Below are 24,613 nucleotides of genomic sequence, written 5' to 3' on the forward strand. Positions count from 1 at the left end.
CTTGCGCTGCTCCCGCTCATTTCTGCTCGCTGCGTTTCTGGTTGATGAAGTCCCGCCTTCGCCCGCTGACGATTGAATTGAGAACTTTGCACCGTCATGCGTGAGACTCCGTCACGCGGCAGGCGGCACCACCAAGGATCGCCGTCATCCCCCTTGGGAGTTTCCACCCGACAGCATGGCGCGACAACCTGGGCCCCGGGCTGGGGACAGGGTCAGCCTCGCGGCGCCTCGGTCGCGGGCAGCAGCTCTGCCAGGGCCGGATGGATTCGGCCCGGCTCGATCGTTGTGATCGAGTGGGTCGCGACGCCGTTCACGACGAACGGGTCCTGAGCGCTGATCCGCTCGATGGTCTCGCGGTCCACGCCGCATGCCACGATGGCCCCGCCCTGGGACGACGGCACAGTCTGCCCCGAGACCAGGAAGACGCCGTCCGCGTGGTGCCGTTCGAGATACCTGACGTGATCGCGAACGAAGGGGGCGGCGTCTTCCTCGGAGCCCGTGTAGTTCACGATCAGCAGGTGCAGCATGCCGTCATTCAAGCAGCCCGGCCGGCCAGGAGGCGGGTTGTGATGGCCGCCAGACGTTCACCCTGGTAGCGGGCGGCTGCGAGGGTCTCCTCGGAGGGAGTGCCCGCGCCGCCCCTATGAGCGGTGCCGTACGGGTTGCCGCCCGCCGGATAGACCACCGGGTCGGTGTAGCCGGGCGCGACGATGATCGAACCCCAGTGGTGGAAGGTGTTGTAGAGGGCGAGGGTCGTCGACTCGTTGCCGCCGTGGGCGTTGTGGGCGCTGGTGAAGCCGGTGGCGGGCTTGTCGACCATGACGCCCTGCTGCCACAGGCCGCCCGTGGTGTCGATGAACTGCTTGAGCTGCGACGCGATGTTGCCGAAACGGGTCGGCGAGCCGAAGGCGTAGGCGTCTGCCCAGGTCAGGTCGTCCAGTGTGGCGACCTCCACGTCTTTGGCGGCCTCGATGTGCTCCCGCCAGGCCGGGTTGGCGTCGATGGCGGAGTCCGGAGCCAGTTCGGGGACCCGGCGCAGCCGGACGTCGGCACCGGCCTTCTCGGCGCCCTCGGCGACCGCCCTGGCGAGCTGGTGGACGTTGCCGGTCGCCGAGTAGTAGATGACCGCGATCTTGGCACTCATGATGACGTCTCCTCCGAACGACGAGGATCAAGCGGTTAGTTATCCGGTTCGCTTCGAAGTAAATCGGATAACTATCCGGTTTGCAACCCGCTGGTGGATCTCTCGTCCGGTAGCCTCGGGACCATGCCCCGCACCGAGCTTTCCGTCACCGGACAGGCCCTGCCGGAGCGCGCGGACGCCGCCCGGAACCGGCGGAAGATCCTCGACGCGACCGCTCGCCTGATCGCGGAGCAGGGCCCGGAAGCCGTCACCATGAACGCGGTGGCGCACGCCGCGGGCATGGGCGTCGGCACCGTCTATCGCCGGTTCGGTGACGTGAGCCGCCTCCTGTTCGCGGTGCTCGACGACGGCGAGCAGCGCTTCCAGGAAGCTTTCATGACCGGTCCACCGCCTCTCGGCCCCGGCGCCCCGCCCGCCGATCGACTGCGCGCTTTCCTTCACACGGTCGCCGACCGGATCACCGAGCAGGGCGAGATCATGCGGGCGGCGGAGACCGCCTCACCGGGAGCCCGCTACCAGAGCGGCGCCTACCTCACCATGCACACGCACGTGTCCATGCTGCTGCGCGAGATGAGACCCGAATCGGACCCAGCGGTCCTGGCTCATCTGCTGCTCGCGCCGTTCGTGCCGAGCCTGTTCGAGCACCTCACGGTCGAACGCGGCCTGACGGAGGACCAGATCAAGGCCGGCATCGACAGCCTGCTCGGGCTCTAGCGACCCGCCGCCGTCTCATCGAGGTGACCGCGGCTTGACGACCCAGACGCCCGTGCCGTACATCGCCAGCCCGAGCGCGACGAAGGCGGCGGCGACGGGGTAGCGCAGCCCGGAGGGCATATATGTGGCCAGGAACCAGCTGTGGCGCAGCATGCCGTTGGCCACGAAGACGGCGGCGACGATGCCCTGGGGGACCAGCGGGATGGCGCCGAAGCCGAAGCACCACCAGGCGATCGTCTTCTGCGTCTTGGACAGCTGCTCGAAGCGGGACTGACTTCATCGTCGTCTGCGGCTTGCGGCCGGTCCGCATCACGTCCAGCAGTTCCGGGCCGTGCGACCGCAGTCGCCGCTCGGTGAGCAGGCCGAAGCCCCAGTAACACAGCACGCCGGTCACGACGCCGACGGCCACGCCAGCCCAGCCGTACCGGAGCGCCGCCAGCGCCGCGGGCGCGCCCGTGAGGAGCACCAGCGCCAGCATCAGATAGGCCAGCCCGGTCAGGCCGCCGTCGTCCTCACTGGTACGCAGCGGGTTACCCGCGCGGCGATGCGGGTCCGTGCCCGGCACCAGTCCGTACACCGAGACCAGCGGCACCAGCCCGGCCGCGCCGCCCAGCAGGGCGGGCAGCAGTGCCAGGATCAGGGGCCACGGTGTCCTGTTGCTTGGCGTACGAATCGCGATCGTGGGTGATGATCTCCACGAGCGCTGTCGCGGTGCAGGCGCATGAACTCGAGGTTCGTCTCGAAGTACACGCGCAGCGCGTCGGAGGCGGTCGTCTGCGCCGTGATGCGCGGCACCATCAGGATCCTAAACGCTCATTCAAAAGCTCCACAAGATCTACCGGCCGAAGGGCGCCTGCGGCGGGGCCGGCTTCGACCCCCGCCGCAGGCGCACAGCAGTCCTGGTGTCAGGCGGGGGCGTCGAGGCGGGCGATCTGCTCGTTGTCGAGCTTGACGTCGACGAGCAGCTCTTCGAGCTGGGCGACCGAGCTGACGCCGACGATCGGGACGATGTCCTGCGCCCGCAGCCAGGCGAGCACGACCTGGTTGCGCGTCGCGCGGAGCTCGCCCGCCACCTCGTCCAGCACCGCCAGCCGCCCGGTGGTGCCCGGGTGGTCGTAGTACTCCGGCAGCGGCTTGCCGGCGTACGCGCCCCCCAGCAGCGAGGTGTAGACCCACAGCGTCAGGTCGCCCTCGGAGCGCACGTAGTCGAGCAGCTCCTCGGTGACCAGGGTGTGCCCGCCCTCGGGCAGCCGTACGCCGGGGCGGGGGCGGAGGTAGGAGTGGCGCAGCTGCACGTGGCCATATCGGGTGCCGCCACGGGCCGCCGCCAGTGAGCGGGCCCGCTCCAGCCGCCACACCGCGTGGTTGCTCGCGCCCACCTCCTTGGCCTTGCCGGCGAGCACCAGTTCGTCGAAGGCGGCGACCGTGTCCTCCAGCGGCGTGGACCTGTCGTCGATGTGGGCCCAGTACACGTCCACGTGATCGGTGCCGAGCCGCCGCAGGCTGCCCTCGATCGCGGCCCGGATCACACCGGCGGACAGGCCCTCGGCGGCGTCGAGCGTACGGGCGCCGGGCACGGACGGGCGGGCGCCGCACTTGGTGCTGATCACCACCTGGTCCCGGTTGCGCCGGGAGGCGAGCCATCGGCCGATGGTGGTCTCGCTCTCGTCCCCGGTCGCGCCCTCCTGCCAGAACGGATAGTTGTTGGCCGTGTCGAGGATCGTTCCGCCGCCTTCGACGAAGCGGTCGAGGATGGCGAACGAGGTCGCCTCGTCCACGGTGGTCCCGAAGGGGATCGTCCCCAGAGCGATTCTCATGAGGGCCACCTTGCCGCCTGGAGCGCACTCCAGCGCAAGCGGCTTTCACCGGCGGCGGGTGAGGGCCTTGCGGCCGCGCGCCACGATGGTCTCGACGTCCGTCAGGTCGCTCATGTCGTGGGCGTTCGCCAGCGCCTCCTTCGCCGCGTCGTAGGCGTCCAGGACCGCGTTCCAGTCCACCTCGCCGGTCCGGTCCGTCATGCTGTCGATCTCCTCGCCCAGCCGGGTCACGTTCTCCTCCTGGGCGCGTCTGGCGTCCTCGAACCGGACCGCTCTCTCGGCGGCCTGCTCCCTGGCGACTCTCCGCCGCCGCACCCTCGCCGTGGTCAGCCCGACGACGATCCAGAGGCCGAGCAGGCCGGCGATCCCGAAGAAGATCAGCCAGCCGACGGACAGCCGGCTGGAGGACCCCGACAGGTCGATGTCCTCGGCGAAGTCCTGGTTCAGCCCGGTGACCTCGGCGTCCTGGAAGGTGGCGCCCCGCAGTTCGGCGGAGGACACGTCGGCGTCGGTCAAGGTGGCCTTGCGGAAGACCGCGTCCCGATACTTCCCGCTGTGGAGGTACGCCCGGTCCATCCTGGCGCCGGTGAAGTCGGCCTGGTCGGCCGTGACGCTGCTCAGCTCCGCGTCGCGGAGGTCGGCGCCGACCAGCTTGGCCTGCGTCAGGTTGGCGCTGCCGAGCGCCGCGTCCGACAGGTCCGCCCGGGACAGGTTCGCCCCCACGAGATCGGCGCTGCCGAGCTTGGCGCGCCGCAGTCGCGCGCCTCGCAGGTCGGCGCCCTTCACGGAGCGGAGGCTCGTCCCGACGGCGGAGACGTCACGGAGGATCGCCCGGTTCAGCTTGACCCCCGTCAGGTCGACGCCGTCCAGCTTGGCGCCGGTCAGGTCGGCGCAGCTCAGGTCGTCGGGGAAGTCCGCGACCGCGGTCAGGTCCCAGCCCCGGTAGTCCTGACCGCTGCCGGGCTCGCACGACGGGTCCGGCTCCGGCAGGAACCTGGGCACACCCTTACTCCCGGCCAGCCGGGCGTTCCTGACGTCCCGCAGATCGGCCCCGGTGAGGTCGGCGCCCCGGAAGTCCGCGCCGGTCATGACCGACCCGTACAACTCCGCGCCGCTGAGATCCGCCTGCCGCAGGACGGTCTTGATGAAGGTGGCGCCGTAGAGCCTGGCCTTCGCCGCCTTGATCCGCCTGAGGTCGGCCCGGCGCATGTCCGCGTCGTAGACGGCGGCGTCGGTCAGGTCGACGCCGACCAGCTTCGCGTCGTCGAACTGCGCGTCGTAGGCCTTGGCCCGCGCCATCGTGGCCCCGCTCAGGTCGGCCCCCTCAAAATGCGCGTAGTAGGGCGAGGAGTCGTCCATTGTCGCCTCGCGCAGGTCGCTGCCGCGCAGGTCCGCGTAGTACAGCTCGGCCTCGGACAGGTCGGCCTTGCGCAGCCTGGCCCCGGCCATCTGGGCGCTCCCGAGGTGGGCCCCCTTGAGCGAGGCTCCGCTCAGATCGGCCCCGACGAGCGGGCTGCGCACGGTCAGGCCGTCCAGCTTGGCGCCCCGGAGGTCCGCGCAGGACAGGTCGGCGGGCAGCGTCATCCGGGTGAGGTCCCGGCCGGCGAGATGCGGGCCGCTGCCGGGACGGCAGGGCAGGTGGTCGCGGGGTGCCGCCGCGGCGGCCGGGGTCATCGGGGCCGACAGCAGGACCGCAGCGGAAAGGGCCACCAAACCGGCGATTGAGCGGGGGATGCCGGGCATTTCTCACTGTCTCCATCGGGGACGCCGCCCGGACGCTCCCTGGGGAGGCGCGGGCACCGGATCGTACGTGGCAGGACCCGTTATAAACCCGCGAGTTGCGATCCGCTTGCGAAACACCTACAGGAACAACCCAGATGTACGGGAAAAGCCTTCATACGCACGAGATTCGATGTGACAGGATCAACGGCGTGGCCGTGTACACACCTGGACAGGTCGTCGAGGAGACCGGTTTCAGCCTCGACACCCTTCGGTACTACGAACGGATCGGGCTGCTGGAGCCGGTCGGCCGTAACGCGGCGGGCCAACGGCGGTTCACCGAGGACGACGTGAGCTGGCTCGGCATGGTCCGCTGCCTGCGGGACACCGGCATGCCGATCGCGGAGATGCTGCGCTTCGCCCAGCTCGTACGGCAGGGCGAGCACACCATCCAGGACAGGATCGCGCTGCTGGAGGAGCACGACCGGAAGGTCGAGGCCCAGGTCGCCGACCTGCGCCAGAAACAGGGCGCCATCCAGCGGAAGATCCAGTACTACAAGGACGTGCGGACCATGCGCGAGATGCTGCCCGACTGCGAGCAGGCGTCCTGAGGGCACGCATGGGTGACCGTGCCCGGCCCGCTCGTGGGCAGGCCGGGCGTGCGGCTCAGGTCGTGCGGTACGCCTCGGCCTGGAGGTTGTAGAGGTCGGCGTAGAGGCCGTCGAGGGCGATCAGTTCCTCGTGCGTGCCGTGCTCGTGGACCTTGCCGTGGTCGAGCACGTAGATGCGGTCGGCGTAGCGGACGCTGGCGAGGCGGTGCGTGATGAGCAGCACGGTCTGGCCGTCGGCGTGCCGCCGGATCCGCTCGAACAACGCGTGCTCGGCCCTGGCGTCGAGGGCGGCCGTGGGCTCGTCGCAGATCAGCAGGGGCGCGTCCCGGTAGAACCCGCGGGCCACCGCGATCCGCTGCCACTGCCCGCCCGACAGCTCCTGGCCGTTCTTGAACCGGCGGTCGAGCAGCGTGCGGTAGCCGTACGGGAGCTCGGCGATGACCTGGTCGGCGCCGGCGACCTCGGCGGCGCGGGTCACCTCGGTCTCGCCCTTCTCCATGCCCATCGTGATGTTGTGGCGGGCGGTCAACGGCCATCGGGTGTGGTCCTGCGCGATGACCGCGATCCTGCGGCGCAGGCTGTCCGGATCGACCTCGGAAAGGTCGACGTCGTCCCACCGGACGCGGCCGCCGTCCGGCTCGTACAGCCCGGCGAGGATCTTGGCGAGGGTGGTCTTGCCCGAGCCGTTCTCCCCGACGAGGGCCACGACCTCCCCGCGCTCGATGCAGACCGACACCCCGCGCAGGGCGGGCGCCGGCGAGGCGGGATAGGAGAAGGTGACGTCCTCGACCGTGATGCGGCCGAAGCGGTCGGGGGCCGTCCGGTCGCGGGCGGCAGGGATGCGGCCCTCGGCGTGCGCGATGAAGTCAAGGAAGTCGGTGAAGTAGAGCCCCTCCTCGTAGAGCCGGTTCGTCGCGTACATGAAGTTCGACAGCGACGTCTGCCCGGACCTGATGGCCAGCACCGCGGTGCCGGCCACCGCGAGGGGCACCGCCCCCGCCGCGAGCAGCAGGCCGAGCGCGACGTAGACCGCGCCCTGCCCCAGGCCGCCCAGCGCCTCGCCGAGCACGCGGGCGACGGTCTGCCGCCGCGCGAGGTCGACCATGACCCGCTGCTCGCCCCTGGCGACCGCGTCGAACATCCGCAGCAGGAAACCGCGCATGGTGAACGTGCGGACCTCGGCCGCGGTGTCCTTGTCCGCCAGCAGTTCCTCGATGATCCACTTGCGCCGTCTGGCCGGGATGAGCACCAGGGCGGTCGTGTAGCGCATCCTGGCGGCCCGGACGGCCGCCCAGGCGTCGGGGACGACCGCGAGCAGGAGCAGGGGCAGCAGCACGGGATGCAGCACGCCCAGCACGCCCGCCGCGGCCACGATGCCGACCAGGCCCGACAGCGCGTCGATGGCCGTGCTCACGACCATCTCGGCCATCTGCATCCCGCGCATGCGGGCCCGCTGCAACGCGTCGTGGAACTCGGGGTCGTCGAAGCAGACGAGGTCGACCCGGCTGGTCAGCGTGTAGAGACGCTCTTCCGTGATCCGGCTGACCTGGGGTTCGAGCCGGGACTGGGCCCAACCGGCCCCGGCCTGCAGGGCCGTGCGCGCGGTGGCGGCCAGGCCCACGAGCAGCAGGCTGGGCAGCGCGGCCCGGACCCGCTCCGGAGTCGGGCCCGCCTGGAACAGCGCGGTCAGCACGCCCGTCGTGGCGAGCAGGCCGAAGGCGGTGAAGACGCCGCCGAGTGTGCTCAGCGTGACCGTGGCCACGGTGTCGCGGGGGCTCGCCTCCCAGGCGATGCCCAGTGCCTGCCGGATCAGCCGGGGCAGTCGCCGCGCGACCGTGAGGAAGCCCAGCCCCGCCATCGTCCCGAAGTGCCGCGCCCACTGCGGAGACTCGACGTCCGCCATGTCCGGCAGGTCGTCCTCCGACAGATGATCAGGTCCCCCCTGTTCTGTGACCGTCATGCCTGCAGTGTGAGCGCCCGCGCCGACAATTTCCCGGGCCTCGGTCGCGGCGATTGCTTTGACGCACACCCCTAACACCTCGCCAGGGCCCGTATGCAGAGACGTTATCGGCACAAACTTGACGGCGTGCCGGTGGAAGTGGGTTGATGGGGCCTGCTGACAACGTTGTCAGCTATATGTGTCTTCGGGGGCCCGAAATCCTCGTGAAAAGCCTGAAGGGAATGTTGCGATGAGACGACGGTGGATGGCGGCCGTCGCGGTCTCTGTTGCAGGTCTGCTCACTCTTTCCGCCTGTGGTGGCGGTGACAAGAAGGAGAGCGGAGGCGGTCAGGCCGCGCAGAAGAAGGTCGAGGTCTTCTCGTGGTGGACGGGTCCCGGTGAGGCCGACGGCCTCAAGGCGATGCGTGAGATCTTCGCCAAGCAGAACCCGAACTTCGAGTTCTTCGACGCCGCGGTGGCGGGCGGCTCTGGCGACCAGGCCCGCGCTCTGCTGTCGAGCAAGCTGCAGGCCAACCAGCCCCCGGACACCTTCCAGGGTCACGCCGGCGCCGAGCTCCAGGGCTACATCAAGGGCGGCAAGCTGGAGTCGCTGAACTTCCTGTACGACGAGCTGAAGCTGAAGGAGGTCTTCCCGCAGCAGCTCATCGACCAGATCTCGGTGCAGGGCCAGGTCTACTCCGTGCCGGTGAACATCCACCGGTCGAACGTCCTGTGGTTCAACCCCTCGGTCCTCAAGAAGGCCGGCATCGACGGCGCGCCGAAGACCATCGAGGAGTTCGTCGCCGACCTCGAGAAGGTCAAGAAGACCGGGAAGATCCCGCTGTCGATCGGCTCGCAGTGGACCCTGGTGCACCTGCTCGAGTCCGTGCTGCTCGGCTCGCTCGGCACCGACGCCTACAACGCCCTGTGGACGGCCAACGCCGACTGGGCCAACGCGAACGTGACCAAGGCGCTGGAGAACTTCAAGACCATCCTGTCGTACGCGGGCAGCCCACAGGACGACTGGCAGCCGGCGGCCAAGCAGGTCGCCGACGGCGAAGCGGCCTTCAACATCATGGGCGACTGGGCCTACGGCTACTTCCACAACCCGCCGGAGGGTGGTCTCGGCAAGGAGTCGCACAAGGACTTCGACTGGGCCGCGTCGCCGGGCACGGACGGCACCTTCATGTGGCTGTCGGACAGCTTCACCCTGCCGAAGGGCGCGCCCAACCGCGACGGCGCGATCGCGTGGCTGAAGGTGGCCGCCAGCAAGGAGGGACAGGACGCGTTCAACCCGCTGAAGGGTTCGATCCCGGCCCGCAAGGACGCCGACCAGTCCCTCTACAAGGACTACCTGTCCTGGGACCTGGAGCAGTGGTCGAGCGACAAGCTGGCCGGCTCGATCCAGCACGGCGTGGTCGCCAACGACGCGTGGCGCACCGCCATCACCGACGCGGTCGGCCTGTTCCAGCAGGACAAGGACGTCCCCAAGTTCCAGCAGGCGCTGGTCGCGGCGGCCAAGAACAGCGGCCAGTGAGCTGATCTCCTCGTACGGCCCACGCTGTGTCCACAACGGCGTGGGCCGTACTTGACTTCTGAGAGGTACAAGTGACGCGGGTGCGCAGATGGCTGCCCGGGCTACTCCTGGTGTCGCCGTCGATCATCCTCATCGCGGTCTTCGTGTACGGCCTGCTGGGCTGGAACTTCAAGCTCGCCATGACCGACAAGCACGACGAGATCGCGGAGATCCCCGGCAAGTTCGTCGGGCTGGAGAACTTCACCGGTATCTGGAGCGAGGAGCGCTGGGGCCTGTCGGTCCGGCACTCGATCATCTTCACCGTGGCCTTCGTCGGCGGCGCGCTCGTCCTCGGCTGGCTCCTGGCCTTCCTGATGGAGAAGGGCATCCGGGCGGAGAGCGGCTTCCGCGCCGTCTACCTGTTCCCGATGGCCGTCTCCTTCATCGCCACCGGCGTGGTCTGGCGGTGGCTGATGAACAGCGCGACGGGTGAGCAGGCGGTCGGGCTCAACCGGCTCTTCCACTACCTCGGGCTCGACTTCCTGCAGTGGCAGTGGTTCCGCGACCCCGACTGGGGCATGGCCGCGATGGCGATCCCGGCGATCTGGCAGATGTCCGGATACATCATGGCGCTGTTCCTCGCCGGGTTCCGGGGCGTGCCGGAAGAACTGCGGGAGGCCGCCCGGGTCGACGGCTGCAGCGAGTGGGGCGTCTACCGGCACGTGGTGCTGCCGATGCTGCGCCCGGTGACGCTGTCCGCGCTGATCATCCTCGGCCACATCTCGCTGAAGGTCTTCGACCTCGTCGTCGCGGTGTCGGGCAAGCAGATCATCACCGACGTGCCCGCGACGTTCATGTGGACGGCGGTCTACGACTCCCACGACCCGGCGAAGGGCGCGACGATCGCGTCCTACATCGTGCTGTCGGTCGTCATCTTCGTCGTGCCCTATCTGATCTGGGACGCCCGTAAGGGGAAGCGTCAATGACCGCGCAAGCCGCCGAGAAGGCCCCCCGTACGGCGCCCGCCGCCCGGGTCCGCGAGAAGGGCCGGGCCGGCACGTGGGTGCGGCTCGTCCTGCTGCTGCTGTTCGTCCTGGTCTTCCTGATCCCGGTCTACGTGCTGCTGGTCACCAGCTTCAAGCCGCTCAGCGAGGCCGACCCCACGCAGGCGTGGAACCTCCCCAAGGTGTGGACGACCGAGGCGTGGAGCGTCGCCTGGGAGAAGCTCGAACCCGGCATCGTCAACAGCTTCCTGCTCGCGATCCCCGGTTCGCTGATCTCCGCGGCTCTCGGGTCGCTGAACGGGTACGTGCTGTCCAAGTGGCGCTTCCCCGGCGCCGACGTGCTGTTCACGCTGTTCCTGTTCGGCATGTTCATCCCCTACCAGGGCGTGATGATCCCGCTGGTGCAGCTCATGGTGAACCTGGGCGACACGCTCGGCGTGCCGCTGTACGGCGGCATCCCGGGCCTGATCCTCGCCCACGTGGTGTACGGCATCCCGATCTGCACGCTGATCTTCCGCAACTACTACGTCACGATCCCCGACGAGCTGATCGAGGCGTCCCGCGTCGACGGCGCGGGGATGCTGCGGACGCTCTGGTCGATCGTGCTGCCGGTCTCCGGCCCGGCGTTCGCCGTGGTGATCATCTGGCAGTTCACCTCGATGTGGAACGACTTCCTGTTCGCGGTCTTCCTCACCGGGCCGAGCTCCTGGCCGACCACGGTCATGCTCAACAACATCGCGGGCGCCGTGACGACGCCGTACAGCCAGCAGATGGCGGCGGCGATCCTGGCGTCCATCCCCACGATGGTCATCTACGTGCTGCTCGGCAGGTTCTTCATGCGCGGTCTCATGGCGGGCGCGCTCAAGGGCTGACTCTCAGGGGCGGACTCTCGGGGGCCGGCTCTCAGGGGCCGGCTCTCAGGGGCCGGCTCTCAGGGGCGGAGTCTCAGGAGTCCAGACGGCCCGTCACCAGCGCGTCCCCGAGAGGACTGCGCCGGTAGAGGACCTGCCGCCCGACCCGGGTGCCGGCGACCAGCCCGGCCGCGCGCAGCGCGGTCAGGTGGCCGCCGGCCGTGCCGAGCGCCAGCCCGAGGCGGGCGGCGAGCTGCGTGGTGGTCGCCGGGGTCTCCAGCTCGGCCAGGATCCGGGCCCGCGACCTGCCGACCAGCCCGGCGAGCGCCGCCGCGCCGCCCGCCCGCGGGTGCGCGGCCGCGATCCCGCGCGCCGGATAGACCAGCGCGTACGGCCATGCCTCGTCGAGATAGGCGATCACCTTGCGGACGAAGAGGCTGGGCAGGAACAGCAGGCCGCGTCCGCCGAGCCGGTGCCGTTCGTCCCGGTCGCCGAGGGTCGCCACCTCGATGGAGGCCGACGCCGGTCGCCAGCGGACCCGCGGGCCGAGGTCGTCGAGAGCCGCCGCCCAGCCGTACGTCGCCAGCCGCCCGGCCCGCTGGATCACGTCGCGCTCCAGGATCGCGTGGAAGCGCGGCCACTGCGGCGCGACCAGCTCGGTCCAGGTGCGCTCAAGCCCGTCGGCCAGGAGCGCGACCACGTCGTCGTGCTCCAGGACCTCCACGATCTCGGCGGGCGGAGGCGGCCACCCGTCCAGCGACATTGCGATCTCGGCCCGCGCCCGCTCCAGAGGCGTGGCCCGCATCGCCGCGATCTCCTCGGCGAAGGCGACGTTGACCCCGGTGGGCGGCGGTGCGATGAAGTCGGCGTTGTAGGCGCCCTGCCGGAACAGCGCGACCAGCGCCCGCGCACCCGGGCTGCCGGAAAGCAGCCGTGCGAAGCGAGGGCGTGCCGTCGCGGCCCAGGACGCGTGCGCGCCCGCCTGCGTGCGCCCCGACAGCATCCACATCGCGTGCATGGTCTCGTTGAGCGGGGAGATCGCGAAACGGCTGGCGGCGATGTCCTGCGGGCTCACCTCGATCCGGTACACACGCTCACCCTTCGGCCATTTCCGAAACGTTAGCGCGGCCGGAGGCGGCGCGCCGAGCATGGGCGCCGGGAGGTGGGCCGTGACCGTGGCCGCGAACCAGGAGAGATCGACGTTCCGGGCGTGCTTCGCCGTCGCGGAGTTCCGCGTGCTGTTCGGGAGCCAGCTTCTGCTGGTCCTGGGTGACACGGTGAAGATGCTCGCGTTCTCCGTGCTGGTCTACGCGCGGACGGGGTCGCCGGGGCTGGCCGCGCTGGCGTACATGATCGGGTTCCTGCCGCAGGTGGCGGGCGGGATGCTCCTGCTGTCGCTCGCCGACCGGTGGCGCCCGCGGGCCCTCATGGTCGCGGGCGACCTCCTGCGCGTGGCCACGTGCCTGGTTCTCAGCCTCGGCGACCTGCCGATCGGGGTCATGCTCGCGCTGGTGTTCGCCGCGGGCGTGCCCACACCCCTGTTCTCGGCCGCGCGCACCGCCGTGCTGCCCGACCTGCTGGCGGGAGACGCGTACGTGCTCGGCCGCGCGCTGTTCACCACGACCTCGGCGGGCGCGCAGGTCGCCGGGCTGGCCGTCGGCGGCGGGTTGCTCGCCGTGACGGGCCCGCACAGGGCGCTGCTGATCACCGCCGCGCTCTCGCTGGGCAGCGCGGTGCTGACCCGGTTCGGGCTGCGCGACCGCCCGGCGCGTGCCTCACACGCCACCCTGAGTCACCGGGCCGGGGCCGTACGGACGACGCTGCGGGTCAACCGGGCGCTGCTGGCCGGCCGCGCTGTCCGGGGACTGCTGCTGGCCGGGTGGCTGCCGCCGATGCTCTCGATCGGCGCGGAGGCCGTCTACGTGCCCTACCTCACGGGTGAGGGATCGGCGTGGGGCGCGGGGGTCGTGCTGGCCGCAGCGGCGGCGGGCATGGGCGTGGGGGAGTTCGCCGTCGGCAGGTTCGCCCCGCCCGCCGTGCGCGAACGGCTGACCTTCCCCCTGGCGCTCCTGCTGGGCGTGCCGCTGATCGGGTTCGCCGCCCGCCCGGGGGTTGCCTGGGCGGCGGCGCTGGCCGCCCTGGCTGCGGCGGGGCTCGCCTACAACCTGGGGCTCCAGCGGCGGTTCCTCGACGCGGTTCCCGAGGCCGCGCGCGGGCAGGCGTTCGGCCTGCAGACGTCCGGCCTGATGACGGCCCAGGCGCTGGGCGCCGCCGCCGCGGGCGCCCTCGCCGAACTCGTGCCCGCCCACCTCGCCATCGCGCTGTCGGGCTGCGGCGTGCTCGCCGTCGTGCTCGCGCTGCGCGGCGACCTGCTGAGCCGGGTCAGCTCGCCGTACGGTCCCGGCGGGGCAGGGGAGGGCGTTCGCCCGAGCCCCGCGGAACCAGCCGTGTAGCCAGTGCGATCCTGCTGGTCGGTCCCTCGTCCCCGGACAGGCGCATGAACAGCAGGTCGGCGGCCGTACGGCCGAGCCGGGCGGGGTCCTGCGCCACCACGGTGATGCCCAGCAGGTCGGCCAGTTCGAAGTCGTCGAACCCCACCAGGGCGAGGCCGCCCGCGGCGCCCGCGTCGGCGGCGTCCGTGAGCGACGCCAGCGCCCGCAGGGTCTCCACGGTGGTGCGGCCGTTGCCGGTCAGCAACGCGGTCGGGGGGTCGGACGCCGTGAGCAGCCTGGTCATGTCGGCCCGCATCCGCGCCGGGTGCGGCGGCCCCATGGCCACCAGGCCCTCGTCGTACGGCAGGCCGGCGGCGGTCAGCGCCTGCCGGTAACCGCGCAGCCGTTCGGCGGCGGTGAAGATCCCGGGGGAGTCGCCGAGGAAGGCGATGCGACGGTGGCCGTGCGCGATCAGGTGGGCCGTGCCCGTCCGGGCCCCGCCCGCGTTGTCGCACAGGACGGTGTCCGCCTCGCACCCCGCGCCCGGCGGCCGGTCGGCGAACACCGCCTTGATCCCGGCCTCGAACTCGGGCGCGAGGTAGCCGTGGTCGGTCCCCGCCGGCACGATGATCAGCCCGTCCACCCGGCGGGCGCAGAACGCGAGCACGAGGTCGCGCTCGCGGGCCGAGTCCTCCCGGGACGACCCGGTGAACAGCAGACAGCCGTGGTGCAGCGCGGCGTCCTCCACGGCCCGGCTGAGGCTGGAGTAGAAGGCGTCGGCGACGTCCTCGATGACCAGGCCGATGCTCGCGGTACGGCCCCGCCGCAGAATGCGCGCGCTGTCGTTGCGGCGGTAGCCGAGCCGTTCGATGGCGGCCTGCACCCGTCCCGCGGTCGCGGCGTTGACGCCGGGTTCGTTGTTGACGACGCGGGAGACGGTCTTGAGCGCCACACCGGCCGCCGCGGCCACGTCGTTCATGGTCGGACGGCCGCGTCTCGTCTCTCCCACGCAGGGATCATCTCCCATTTCACGGCCCTAGACAACGTTGTCAGTTCCATGGTGAGAGATGGTCGCTTTTGTGGGGACGTGGGGGTGTGCCGGTCAGGGGCGGCCGGGCAGCGCGCGGCTCGCGCCTCCCGTGGCGCGCAGGTCGGCCTCGATCCTGGCGGCGGTGGCGAGCAGCGGGGGGAGCAGGTCGCGGCGGGCCGACTCCAGGGTGGTGCGGCTGGCGTGCGAGGAGATGTTGAGCGCAGCCACCACCCGGCCGCCCCGGTCCCTGATCGGCGCGGCGATCGACCGCAGCCCCTCCTCCAGCTCCTGGTCCACCATGGCCCAGCCCTGGGCCCGTACGCGGTCGAGCGCGGTGCGCAGGGCGACCGGCGAGGTGGTGGTGTGCGGGGTCAGCCGCTCCAGGTCGGCGCGGGCGAGGTAGGCGTCGAGGTCCTCCGGGGGGAGCCCCGCGAGCAGCACCCGGCCCATGGAGGTGCAGTACGCCGGGAAGCGGGTGCCGATCGCGATCGTCACGCGCATGATCCGGGCCGTCGGCACGCGGGCCACGTAGACGATGTCGGTGTCGTCCAGCACGGAGACCGACGCCGACTCGTGCACCTCGGCGACGAGCCGTTCGAGGTGCGGCAGCGCGACCTCGGGCAGGGAGAGGCTCGACAGGTAGGCGTAGCCCAGTTCGAGCACCCGGGGCGACAGGGAGAACAGGCGCCCGTCGGTCCGCACGTAGCCCAGGCCGGCGAGCGTCAGCAGGAACCTGCGCGCCGCGGCGCGGGTGAGACCGGTCTTGCGGGCCACCTCGCTGAGCGTCAGCTCCGGGCTCGCCGCGTCGAACGCCCGGATCACGGCCAGACCCCGGGCCAGCGACTGGACGTGCTCATCCGCCATGACCGCCCACCTCCCGACCGAACCCTAGCGCCTGACCTGCCGTTCGCGATGCGTACGACCCCACACATCCGCATGGGACCACGGACGCCATTGACGGGCCGGAGACCCGGGCGCAGCTTCCCGAATATGTTCTTCTTATGAACGTCCGTTCGTGTAGCGAACAAGGCATCCGGCAGTGTCCATGCCTCGCTCCGCACGTACGGCACTCGTGACCGGCGTCGTCCTGCTCCTCACCGCCGCGTGCGGGTCCAGCAGTGGGTGGCCATCGCGCGGGCGGTCGCCTACGAGCCCCGGGTGCTGTGCTGCTGATGGACGAGCCGTTCGCGGCCGTCGACGCCCAGACCCGCGCCGAGCTGGAGGACCTCATCTTGCGCATCTGGCAGCTGCTCGGGATGACCGTGCTGTTCGTCACCCACGACATCGACGAGGCGATCTATCTGGGCGGCCGGGTCATCGTGCTGTCCGCCTCGCCCACCGTCGTGCTGGAGGACCTGAAGATCGACCTGCCCGCCGAGCGGGACCAGCTCTCCACCCGCGCGCTGCCGCGCTTCGCCGAGCTGCGCGGCCACGTCTACGCGCAGATCCAGCGGGCCAAGCAGGCCCGCCCGCCGGAGCGGGACGTGACACCGTGAGGGAGGAGACGGCATGGCCCTGCCGAGAGACCGGCCGGTAGGGTTTGGCGGGTGATGAGGGGGATTGTGAACAATCGGGGGAATGTGCTGCTGGTTGCCGGATTCGTCCTGGCGGCGCTCAACCTGAGGCCCGCTCTCGCGGGCGTGTCACCGCTCCTCCCGGCCATCATGCGGGACCTCGGCCTCAGCCCTGCCGGGGGCGGCGCGATCACCACGGTGATGGTGGCGTGCCTCGGCCTCCTCGCCCCGGTCGCGCCCGTGCTGGCCGGCCGGATCGGGCTGGACCGCACGCTGCTGGCCGGTCTGCTCGTCGTGGCCGCCGGCGTCGCTCTGCGCAGCGCGGACGGCGTGCCCGCGCTGTACTGCGGCGCCGCCCTGGCCGGCACGGCCATCGCCGTCATGAACGTCGTCATGCCGGGCCTCGTCAAGCAGCACTTCCCCGGCAGGATCGGGCTCTTCACCGGCCTGTACGTCTCGGTCATGGTGGGCGGGGCAGCCATGGCCTCGGCGGCGATGGTCCCGCTGGCCGGGCAGGTCGGCTGGCGGGCGGCGGCGGGGTCGGCGACCCTACTCGCGCTGCTGGCGGCGGCCCTGTGGTGGGTGGCTCTCACGAGGCCGGCCGCGCAGGACCCGGTGGCGCTGGTCGCGGGGCGGGGTGGCGGTTCCCGGCGCGGCGACCCCGGCCACCGGCCGTACGCGACCCTGCTCCGCGCGCCCGCGACGTGGTCGGTCATGGCGTTCATGGGCCTGCAGTCGCTGACCTTCTACGTCGTGCTGGCCTGGCTGCCGACCGTGTTCCAGGCCGCCGGTCTGCCCGCCGACGAGGCGGGATATCTGCTGGGCCTGACGAACCTCGTGCAGATCGCCGCGGCGCTGGCCGTCCCCCTGCACGCGGGCCGGGCCCGCTCCCAGGCGCCGCACGTGGTCGTGGCCGCGCTGCTGACCGTCGGCGGATATCTGGGCGTGCTGCTCGCGCCCACCACCGCGCCGTGGCTGTGGATGATCGTCCTCGGGCTCGGCCAGGGGGCCTCGATCGCGCTCGCCCTGCTGATCATCACGCTGCGTGCGCCCGATCCGGCCTCGGTGACCGCGCTGTCGGCGGTCGCCCAGTCGAGCGGCTATGTGCTGGCCGCTATCGGGCCGCTCGCGTTCGGCCTGCTCCACGAGCTGTCCGGCGGCTGGACCGTGCCCCTGCTCGCCGGGCTGGGGGCGTGCGTACTCCAACTTGGGGCGGGTGTGCTCGCCGCCCGCCCGGCGCGGGGACAGCCGGGATAGTCAGCGCGGCAGTCGTTCGAGGTCGATGTCGATGGGGAAGGGGGCGTCCACCGCGAGGCGGGTGTGGTGGACGCCGGTCACCTGATATCCGGCGCCGTCGGCGTCGAGTTCGAAGGAGCAGACGAAGGGCCGGCAGTCGGTGCTCTCGACCCGCCAGAAGTGGGGGATGCCGGCCGCCGCGTAGTGCCGAGGCCGAAGGTCGCGGTCCGGGGCGGCCGAGTCGGGGCCGACGACCTCGATGACCAGGCGCACCTCCTCGGCGAGGTAGCAGGTCCTCCGGTCGTCGGACGCGGCGAGGTCGTCTACCAGGGACACGTCGGGACGGGCGCGCCGATCCGGCCCCAGCAGGACGTCCATCCGGCTCACCGCCACCAGGTCGCCCGGCGCCTGCGCGTTCAGGACCGTGCGCAGGCCGTAGGTCACACGCTCGTGGAACCGCGTCTGAGGGCCCGTGGAGACGAGGCCCGCGTCGGGGTGGTCGGCGTCGGCCTCGCCGTCCCGCCGCTCGTCCACGGGGGAACGGAGCCGGGAGAACCGATCGGAGACGCCCCCGGCCCCGCCTCCCGGACGGGGCTGGAGCCAGTCATCGAGCACGCTGGTCATGGCAGCAGCCTAGCGTCACCCTGCGTGATGAACGAACTACTCGCGCCGCCCTAAGCCGGGTCGAGCGGGCGCAATTCGTCCGCGTACCCGACCGAAAGGCGGCGCATGGTCCCGTCGCCGGTGATGGTGTACTGCCCCATGCGCCACAGCGGCGGCGAGTACGCGTGGATCGAGACCGAGCCGGGCGCCTCGCCGGTCAGCCGGTGGATGTGGTCGGGCCCGAAAGAGAAGGCCTCGCCCTCCGCGACCGCCGTCTCCAGGTGGGCGCCGCCGATGCGCGGGTTGCACTCCTTCAGCTCGCCGGCCACCACGCGGACCGCGCCGGAGGAGACGTCGTGGTCGTGCCAGCCGGTGTCGTCCCCGGGCCGCCAGCACAGCAGCCACACGTCCACGTACGAGTCGCGGTGCAGTGAGACGTAGTGACGTCCCCCGTCCTCCGCGCCCTCGAAGCTGAGGTGGTGACGCCACAGCTCGGGCCGCGCGGCCAGGTCCTCGACCAGGTCGAGCAGTTCGCGGCGGTCGAGCGCGCGGGCGGGCAGGTCGCCGAAGGGGGCCAGGTCGGCCGAGGAGGCACAGAGCGCGCCTTCCTGGATCGTGGGCGTGCTCATTGGTGCGACTCCTTCCGGGACAGCAAGCGGCCGGGATTGGCCACGCGGACGGCATGATCGATGGCTCGTTGTGCGGGGTCGCCGGGGTCCGGCCACGCCGACTCGGCGTACGGCTGGTCGCTTCCGGCGACGAGGACGTCGATCCCGAGTTCGCGGATCACCGCGTCGGCGGCCCGGGGGCCGTAGGACGACGTCTCCAGGAACAGATCGGGATCCACCAGGCCGCGCCCGGCGGCGCCCCGGCTCAGCTGGCGCTCCCGGTGCAGCGGGGCCAGCCCGGCCAGCAGCGCGAAGCACACCTTCAGCCGGGGATGCCGGGGCCGGCCGAAGGCCTCGAACGCATACCAGGCGGCGTGCATCTGCTGCACGTACGGCACGACGGCGGCCCACCACGCCGGGCCCGCCGCCGCGGCGGGGCCCGGGTGGACGAACAGCGGCAGGCCGCGGTCCTCCAGCACGTCGAGCAGCGGGGCGGCCAGGGCCAGCCCCCGGGCGTCGCCGAGCGCGGTCGCCGGAAGCTGCAGCCCGGCCAGGCCCTGGTCGGGAGCGCGGTCGAGGGCGCGGGCGAGCCGTACGGGATCGGGGTCGGTCACCGGGGCGGCGGCCCAGGCGCCGAACGGCGCGGGCAGCGCGCGGGCGTCGGCGTGGTAGGCGTCGATGAGCGGCCACGCCTCCTCCGGCGGCAGGTGCTCGATCCCGAGCGGGCTCGACAGGGAGACCAGGGCGAGGTCGAGGTGCGCGTTGCGCTTGCGCCGGATCTCCACGTCGTGGTCGGCCGGGTCCGCCTCGTACGGCGGCTCGCCGTCGAGGACGAGCGTCCATCCGTCGAGGTACGGCGGGCGGGTGCGGCGGCGCAGCGCGTCGACGAGGGACGGCGTCCACAGGTGCTGGTGCACGTCCACGCTCATCGGCCGGCCTCTCCGAGAAGTTCCCTAATTCCCTACCCAGAATACATGCTTTTCGGGCAGGTGTGACCCGGGGGCGGATGGTGGTCCGCCCCCGGGGCCGGTCAGTCGTCGCCGAGGATCATGTTGAGGATCCAACTGATCACGCCGACGACGATGGCGCCCCAGAAGGCGGCCACGAACCCGTCGACGTGGAAGGGGAGGTCGAGCTGCTCGGCGAGCCAGCTCGTGAGCAGCAGCAGGGCGGCGTTCACCACCAGGGCGAACAGGCCGAGCGTGAGCACGTAGAACGCGCAGCCGATCGTCTTGATGATCGGCTTGATGACGGCGTTCACGAGGCCGAAGATCAGCGCGACCGCGAGGAGGGTGCCGATCTGCTTGGCGGTGGAGCCGGCGCTGACGGTGATGCCGTCCACCAGCTTGGTGGACGCCCACAGGGCCGCGGCCACCACGATGATCTTAAGTATGACCTTCACCTTAAGAATCCTTCCATGGCATGGCAAAGAGTGCGCGGTTCGCGTGTGGCCGGAATGGGCGGGCCTGCGCTGGGGGCGGGGAGGAGCGGCAAAAAGCCCGTCCGATTCTGGCGGTCTTTCTCCCGCCTCGGGGGTATAAGCGGCAAACCTGGGGGAAACCGACGAGTTGGGGGTGAGATCGGATGGACGTGGAAGAGCTCGAGACGCTCCCCGCGAAGGAGCTGCACGACCGTGCCGTGCGCTACGCCGTACGGCACGGCGACCTGGGATTCCTGTGGGATCTGCTGAAGGTCATCCCGGCGGCCGAGGCCGCCAGCGGCAACACCGACGAGACCGCGAACGACCTCAGCAGGGTCTCGGCGCTGCTCAGCGACGCGATCGGGGCGGGCGAGGGTGAGCTCGGCGACGCGCTCCGGCCGGTCTACGTCGACTATCTGTCCAAACACCCCGACGCCTGAGCGCGGGGGCCGGCGCTCAGCAACCTCTCATCTCCGCACGTCACAATGGCGGCGTGGTCAAGACACAGGTGCTCGTCGTCGACGACGAACCCGAGGTCCGCGACGCGATCGCGCGGGCGCTGCGCGTGGAGGGGTACGGCGTGGCGACCGCCGAGGACGGCGTGGACGCCCTCGACGCCATCGACGGCGCGGCACCCGACCTCGTGGTGCTTGACGTGCTCATGCCGGGCATGGACGGCATCGAGGTCTGCCGGACGCTGCGCGGCGACGGCAACCGGCTGCCGGTGCTCATGCTGACGGCCCTGGACGGCATCGGTGACAGGGTGGCCGGCCTCGACGCCGGCGCCGACGACTACCTGGTGAAGCCGTTCGCGCTGGAGGAGCTGTTCGCCCGGGTGCGCGCCCTGCTGCGCCGCGCCGCGCCGCCCCCGGAGGCCGGCTTCGCCGACCTGGTCCTGCTGCCCGACAGCAGGCAGGCCCGGCGCGGCCGGCGGCTCATCGACCTGACCAGGACCGAGTACGCCCTGCTGGATCTGCTGATCCGCAACGGCGGCCAGGTGCTGACCCGGCATCTCATCCTCGAACGCATCTGGGGCTACGGCTTCCGGCCCGGGTCCAACCCGCTGGAGGTCTACATCGGTTATCTGCGCAAGAAGACCGAGGCGGCGGGCGAGCCGCGGCTGATCCACACCGTCCACGGCCTCGGGTACGCGCTCAGGGAGCCCACCGCCGGGGAGGAGCGGTGAAGCTCCGCTGGCGGCTCGCGATGGCCTCCGCGCTGGCCGCCGCGGTGAGCGTGATCGTCGTGATCGTGGCCGCCTACGTCATCACCTGCCGCCGGGTCGAGTGGGCGATGGACCATTACGGGACGTACGAGAACTACGGCGGCTACGGCGATCGGCCCCCCAACGGCGTGCTGGCCGCCCTCGCCGACGTGGACGACCTCGGCTGGCCCTTCGTCGCCGTGGCACTCGGCGGCCTGGTGCTGTCGGGGGCGCTCGGCTGGCTGGCCGCCCGGGCGGCGCTGCGGCCGGTCAACGCGCTCAAGGACGCCGCCGGGCGGGTGGCCACCACCCGCGACCTGACCACCCGGATCGACGTGGCGGGAGACGACGAGCTGAGCAGCCTGGCACGCAGTTTCAACGCCATGCTCGACGCGCTGGAACGCTCCGCCAAGTCGCAGAAGCGCCTCGTCGCCGACGCCTCCCACGAGCTGCGCACTCCGCTCACCGCCCTGCGGACCAACGTCGAGCTGCTGATGAGGGGCGACCTGCCGCAGGAGGTCCACGAGGAGGTGAGCCGGGCCGTGGTGAGCGGCCTGGAGGAGCTCACGGCCCTCGTCTCCGACGTGGTCGAGCTGGCCCGCGACGAGGAGCCGGCCGTGCTCGTGGAGAGCGTCCGCCTCGACGAACTCGTGGAGCGGGAGGTCGCCCGGGCGGCCAGGCACTGGCCGTCGACGGCGTACTCCATGTCGGCCGAGCCGACGGTGGTGCGGGGCGTGCCCGACCGGCTCGCCAGGGCCGTCGCCAACCTGCTCGACAACGCGGCCAAGTACAGCCCGGCCGGCGGCCTGGTCGAGGTGTCGCTGCGGGGCGGCGTGCTGACGGTGCGGGACCACGGCCCCGGCATCTCCCCGGCAGACCTGCCGCACGTCTTCGACCGCTTCTACCGCGCGCCCTCGGCGCGGGCGCTGCCCGGGTCGGGGCTGGGCCTGGCCATCGTCGGCCAGGTCGTGGACAGCCACGGCGGCAGCGTGTCGGCCAGTTCCGCCCCCGGCGGAGGCACACTCGTGCGGCTGGCGCTGCCAGTAGGGTGAGGCCATGGGCTCTGTACGCGTCGAGCGGACCGAAGACGGGTTCGTCGCCCGCAACGAGCGCGGCGCCGAGATCGCGATGGGCTCCGGTGACGGCCTGTTCAGCCCGGTGGAGCTGCTGCTGGCCGCCGTCGGCGGCTGCAACGTCATGACGGTCGAGCCGCTCACCGCGAAGCGCGGCCACCGGCTCGTACGGCTGGCCGTCGAGGTCTCCGCCGAGAAGGAGAGCCCGACTCTGCTGCGCTCGGTCACTGTGACCTACGACGTGGAGCTGCCCTCGGAGGACTCCGGCGAGGTCTTCGAGGCCGTCGCCGAGCGGGTCCACGAGCGCCACTGCACGGTGAGCCGCTCACTCCAGAAGGGCACCGAGGTCAGGCTGGACCTCGGGAGGTAGCACGGGCGGGCGGGGCCCGTTCGGATGTAGGCCGGAAATCAACCTGCCTATGACGACTTCATGGCAAGGCCCCTTGTAGTGTTGAAGCAGGTTCTCAGGAGAGGCCGACAGACTTTCTTGATAAAGGACGCGGATGGGGGAACCGCGTCCGGAAAGCGGGGGACCCGCCGGTGCCTTTGGGGAGGGCATTCCTGGCGGAACCGCTTTGATCCGGAGCCGGGCAGTTGGGGGACTGCCCGGCTCCGGCATTTCCAGGGTCCTGTACCCGTTCTCCTCCCGTCCCTCCCTCCCCGCCGGAGCGGGGGTCGGCCTCGCCCCGGCCGCCCCGGGACCGTCTTGCCTTGCGGCCGATCCGGCGTCACGCAGGGGCCGTGTTGAGGGCGCGCACCCTCTCACCTGGCCGCCGGCCCGTTCACGTGCTTCCCGGCCGCCATCGATCCCTCTGCCCGCGTCATGACTATGGGCGGCCGCCGTCTCCCCTGCCCGGGAGAAGCGTCTTTGCCTTCGTAAACCGCGGTCTTCCTCTCGCTGTGCGGCTCCGCTTTTGCGTCGAGTTGCTTTATCGCGCCGTCACCGGTGATTTCTTTTGTGGTCTCTTGCCGTACGGCCTCCGGGCTTTGCCCTGCGCGGAAGGACCCTCTGTCACAGACCGTCAACATCACGAAGGCGGGGCGGCGGGGAGTGGTGCGACTTGGGGTAAACAGGGCCACAGGTAGATCTTCTGGGCGTTATGCGGCTTTTACTTTGCTCCGTCCTGACTCGTCCGGTAGTGTCCTGTTTGCCGCCAACCGGTGGCTGGATTGGACTTGGAGAGGAGATCACCGTGGGTGACCCCACACCGACCTCTGAGCCAAGGCATTTCGGATCACACGTCTGACTCACGACGGCCTTCCGGCCGATCGCCATAGCTTCAGCGCACACGCCTCCGGGTGACCGACTTCTCCCGCCCGGACACGTGGCCCGTCTTCGCGGTCTGCCGTACGCAGGTCCCTAGATGACGCATGGCCATCCACTGTCGTCTCACGAAAGATCCCCAGCCCTGATGAAGACTCTGTTTGACCTGCGTGGCAACCGACGCCTCACCGCCGCGGCCACGCTCGTCGGCGCGGCGGCCGTCACCGCGTCCCTCGTGGCCGCCGTGCCCGCGCCCGTCGAGCAGTCGGTCAACGAGGCCGCCACCGTTTCCGTCGCCGTCCCGGCGCGCGAGCCCTCCCTCGCCATCCCGGCGCACGAGCAGGTTCTGCTCCAGGGCAGCACCACCGGCTCGTACTTCTGGGACGACGCCTCGGGCCGCCAGGGCGACACGGGCCTTCCGGCCATCGGCAAGCCCATGCAGAAGGGGCTGTTCGCCAGCCCGAGCTGGCCGCTCGGCACCGAGGGCTACATCTTCTACAAGGGTAAGAAGGCCAAGTTCTTCATCGGTGACCGCGGCCCGGGCGTCCCGTCGGACAGCGGCGTCATGCTGGACATCGACGGCCAGACCTTCGCCGAGCTCACCGGCACCACCTGGAACGAGAACACGCTGACCGTCAGCGGGGACCAAGGCCACATCCCGATCCAGTACGTCGTCACCAAGTGGGGCGACGGGCCGGGCCAGCGCGGCGAGCCGCTGCCCTTCTCCAGCGGCGCCTGGCGGAGCTGAGCCACGCGATTCCGATCACCGAGCGATGTGCGCGACCTTCGCGGGACTGCTAAGGTTACGGACATCGCGGGCGCCGCTAGCTCAGTTGGTTAGAGCAGCTGACTCTTAATCAGCGGGTCCGGGGTTCGAGTCCCTGGCGGCGCACCAGAGGAAAGCCCAGGTCGGC

Annotated in this window: 25 protein-coding genes, 1 tRNA gene and 1 pseudogene; 14 read left to right on the top strand and 13 right to left on the bottom strand. The window is 71.1% G+C overall.

Annotation, left to right across the window (positions count from 1 at the left end):
* Positions 1–212: 212 nt before the first annotated feature.
* Positions 213–527: a YciI family protein gene (locus tag ACQEVJ_RS07360; RefSeq protein WP_433098469.1), complete on the bottom strand. Its 315-nt coding sequence runs from the start codon at positions 525–527 to the stop codon at positions 213–215.
* 8 nt (positions 528–535) lie between these two features.
* Positions 536–1,144 (bottom strand): NAD(P)H:quinone oxidoreductase, encoded by a 609-nt coding sequence (wrbA, locus tag ACQEVJ_RS07365; protein WP_433098472.1) that lies wholly within the window; start codon positions 1,142–1,144, stop codon positions 536–538.
* Positions 1,145–1,267: 123 nt separating this feature from the next.
* Here wrbA and ACQEVJ_RS07370 point away from each other — a divergent pair, with 123 nt between their 5' ends.
* Complete coding sequence (locus ACQEVJ_RS07370; protein ID WP_433098474.1) at positions 1,268–1,858, top strand: TetR/AcrR family transcriptional regulator; 591 nt, start codon at positions 1,268–1,270, stop codon at positions 1,856–1,858.
* A gap of 15 nt (positions 1,859–1,873) precedes the next feature.
* On the opposite strand, the gene ACQEVJ_RS07375 is transcribed toward ACQEVJ_RS07370, so the two are convergent.
* The 3 genes from ACQEVJ_RS07375 to ACQEVJ_RS07385 all read right to left on the bottom strand — a co-directional run bounded on the left by ACQEVJ_RS07375 (position 1,874) and on the right by ACQEVJ_RS07385 (position 5,385).
* Positions 1,874–2,023: a hypothetical protein gene (locus ACQEVJ_RS07375; protein WP_433098476.1), complete on the bottom strand. Its 150-nt coding sequence runs from the start codon at positions 2,021–2,023 to the stop codon at positions 1,874–1,876.
* A 740-nt stretch (positions 2,024–2,763) separates the two neighbouring features.
* Positions 2,764–3,675 carry an aldo/keto reductase gene (locus tag ACQEVJ_RS07380; RefSeq protein ID WP_433098478.1) on the bottom strand — a complete coding sequence of 304 codons (912 nt, stop codon included), beginning with the start codon at positions 3,673–3,675 and terminating at the stop codon, positions 2,764–2,766.
* Positions 3,676–3,720: 45 nt separating this feature from the next.
* Positions 3,721–5,385 (bottom strand): pentapeptide repeat-containing protein, encoded by a 1,665-nt coding sequence (locus ACQEVJ_RS07385; protein WP_433098480.1) that lies wholly within the window; start codon positions 5,383–5,385, stop codon positions 3,721–3,723.
* 221 nt (positions 5,386–5,606) lie between these two features.
* Between ACQEVJ_RS07385 and ACQEVJ_RS07390 the strand changes: the two genes are divergently transcribed.
* Positions 5,607–6,005 (top strand): MerR family transcriptional regulator, encoded by a 399-nt coding sequence (locus ACQEVJ_RS07390; RefSeq protein WP_433098482.1) that lies wholly within the window; start codon positions 5,607–5,609, stop codon positions 6,003–6,005.
* A gap of 55 nt (positions 6,006–6,060) precedes the next feature.
* Here ACQEVJ_RS07390 and ACQEVJ_RS07395 read toward each other — a convergent pair whose 3' ends face one another.
* Complete coding sequence (locus tag ACQEVJ_RS07395) at positions 6,061–7,965, bottom strand: ABC transporter ATP-binding protein (protein ID WP_433098484.1); 1,905 nt, start codon at positions 7,963–7,965, stop codon at positions 6,061–6,063.
* Between the two features lie 229 nt (positions 7,966–8,194).
* On the opposite strand from ACQEVJ_RS07395, the gene ACQEVJ_RS07400 reads away from it, so the two are divergent.
* From ACQEVJ_RS07400 to ACQEVJ_RS07410, 3 genes are all read left to right on the top strand, one after another.
* Positions 8,195–9,481 (top strand): ABC transporter substrate-binding protein, encoded by a 1,287-nt coding sequence (locus tag ACQEVJ_RS07400; protein ID WP_433098486.1) that lies wholly within the window; start codon positions 8,195–8,197, stop codon positions 9,479–9,481.
* A gap of 80 nt (positions 9,482–9,561) precedes the next feature.
* On the top strand, positions 9,562–10,446 hold the full coding sequence (locus ACQEVJ_RS07405; protein WP_433098488.1) for a carbohydrate ABC transporter permease: 885 nt from the start codon (positions 9,562–9,564) through the stop codon (positions 10,444–10,446).
* A complete protein-coding gene (locus tag ACQEVJ_RS07410; RefSeq protein WP_433098490.1) occupies positions 10,443–11,336 on the top strand; it encodes a carbohydrate ABC transporter permease in 894 nt (297 codons plus the stop codon). The genes ACQEVJ_RS07405 and ACQEVJ_RS07410 overlap by 4 nt, the downstream gene beginning before the upstream one ends.
* A gap of 73 nt (positions 11,337–11,409) precedes the next feature.
* On the opposite strand, the gene ACQEVJ_RS07415 is transcribed toward ACQEVJ_RS07410, so the two are convergent.
* Positions 11,410–12,405: a helix-turn-helix domain-containing protein gene (locus ACQEVJ_RS07415; RefSeq protein WP_433098492.1), complete on the bottom strand. Its 996-nt coding sequence runs from the start codon at positions 12,403–12,405 to the stop codon at positions 11,410–11,412.
* 79 nt (positions 12,406–12,484) lie between these two features.
* Here ACQEVJ_RS07415 and ACQEVJ_RS07420 point away from each other — a divergent pair, with 79 nt between their 5' ends.
* A complete protein-coding gene (locus ACQEVJ_RS07420) occupies positions 12,485–13,768 on the top strand; it encodes an MFS transporter (protein ID WP_433098494.1) in 1,284 nt (427 codons plus the stop codon).
* Here ACQEVJ_RS07420 and ACQEVJ_RS07425 read toward each other — a convergent pair.
* Entirely contained in the window at positions 13,698–14,756 is a 1,059-nt protein-coding gene (locus ACQEVJ_RS07425) for a LacI family DNA-binding transcriptional regulator (RefSeq protein WP_433098496.1), read from the bottom strand. The two genes, ACQEVJ_RS07420 and ACQEVJ_RS07425, sit on opposite strands and share 71 nt — an antisense overlap.
* Positions 14,757–14,849: 93 nt before the next feature.
* Positions 14,850–15,641 carry an IclR family transcriptional regulator gene (locus tag ACQEVJ_RS07430; protein WP_433098498.1) on the bottom strand — a complete coding sequence of 264 codons (792 nt, stop codon included), beginning with the start codon at positions 15,639–15,641 and terminating at the stop codon, positions 14,850–14,852.
* 246 nt (positions 15,642–15,887) lie between these two features.
* Between ACQEVJ_RS07430 and ACQEVJ_RS07435 the strand changes: the two are divergent.
* Positions 15,888–16,273 (top strand): annotated as a pseudogene (locus tag ACQEVJ_RS07435) (ABC transporter ATP-binding protein); the annotation flags it as partial.
* Positions 16,274–16,357: 84 nt separating this feature from the next.
* On the top strand, positions 16,358–17,548 hold the full coding sequence (locus ACQEVJ_RS07440) for an MFS transporter (RefSeq protein ID WP_433098500.1): 1,191 nt from the start codon (positions 16,358–16,360) through the stop codon (positions 17,546–17,548).
* Here the strand turns inward: ACQEVJ_RS07440 and ACQEVJ_RS07445 are convergent, their stop codons facing one another.
* From ACQEVJ_RS07445 to ACQEVJ_RS07460, 4 genes are all read right to left on the bottom strand, one after another.
* Positions 17,549–18,151 carry a Uma2 family endonuclease gene (locus ACQEVJ_RS07445; protein ID WP_433098502.1) on the bottom strand — a complete coding sequence of 201 codons (603 nt, stop codon included), beginning with the start codon at positions 18,149–18,151 and terminating at the stop codon, positions 17,549–17,551.
* A 50-nt stretch (positions 18,152–18,201) separates the two neighbouring features.
* Positions 18,202–18,759, bottom strand: coding sequence for a cysteine dioxygenase (locus tag ACQEVJ_RS07450; RefSeq protein WP_433098504.1), 558 nt, complete (start codon positions 18,757–18,759; stop codon positions 18,202–18,204).
* Positions 18,756–19,667 (bottom strand): amidohydrolase family protein, encoded by a 912-nt coding sequence (locus ACQEVJ_RS07455; RefSeq protein WP_433098506.1) that lies wholly within the window; start codon positions 19,665–19,667, stop codon positions 18,756–18,758. Before ACQEVJ_RS07455 ends, ACQEVJ_RS07450 begins: the two co-directional genes overlap by 4 nt.
* Before the next feature lie 101 nt (positions 19,668–19,768).
* Positions 19,769–20,140: a phage holin family protein gene (locus ACQEVJ_RS07460; protein WP_076438990.1), complete on the bottom strand. Its 372-nt coding sequence runs from the start codon at positions 20,138–20,140 to the stop codon at positions 19,769–19,771.
* A 182-nt stretch (positions 20,141–20,322) separates the two neighbouring features.
* Here ACQEVJ_RS07460 and ACQEVJ_RS07465 point away from each other — a divergent pair, with 182 nt between their 5' ends.
* The 6 genes from ACQEVJ_RS07465 (at position 20,323) to ACQEVJ_RS07490 (ending at position 24,594) form a co-directional block, all read left to right on the top strand.
* Positions 20,323–20,598 carry a hypothetical protein gene (locus ACQEVJ_RS07465; protein ID WP_433098508.1) on the top strand — a complete coding sequence of 92 codons (276 nt, stop codon included), beginning with the start codon at positions 20,323–20,325 and terminating at the stop codon, positions 20,596–20,598.
* Between the two features lie 53 nt (positions 20,599–20,651).
* A complete protein-coding gene (locus ACQEVJ_RS07470; RefSeq protein ID WP_433098510.1) occupies positions 20,652–21,344 on the top strand; it encodes a response regulator transcription factor in 693 nt (230 codons plus the stop codon).
* Positions 21,341–22,414 carry an ATP-binding protein gene (locus tag ACQEVJ_RS07475; protein WP_433098512.1) on the top strand — a complete coding sequence of 358 codons (1,074 nt, stop codon included), beginning with the start codon at positions 21,341–21,343 and terminating at the stop codon, positions 22,412–22,414. The genes ACQEVJ_RS07470 and ACQEVJ_RS07475 overlap by 4 nt, the downstream gene beginning before the upstream one ends.
* Before the next feature lie 4 nt (positions 22,415–22,418).
* Positions 22,419–22,805, top strand: coding sequence for an OsmC family protein (locus ACQEVJ_RS07480; protein WP_433098514.1), 387 nt, complete (start codon positions 22,419–22,421; stop codon positions 22,803–22,805).
* Positions 22,806–23,847: 1,042 nt separating this feature from the next.
* Positions 23,848–24,447, top strand: a complete 600-nt coding sequence (locus tag ACQEVJ_RS07485) for a hypothetical protein (RefSeq protein WP_433098516.1) — start codon at positions 23,848–23,850, stop codon at positions 24,445–24,447.
* Positions 24,448–24,517: 70 nt separating this feature from the next.
* A tRNA-Lys gene (locus ACQEVJ_RS07490) sits at positions 24,518–24,594 on the top strand.
* Positions 24,595–24,613: the final 19 nt, after the last annotated feature.

It is taken from the genome of Microbispora sp. CA-102843, from assembly GCF_050936215.1.
Classification (GTDB): Bacteria; Actinomycetota; Actinomycetes; order Streptosporangiales; family Streptosporangiaceae; genus Microbispora.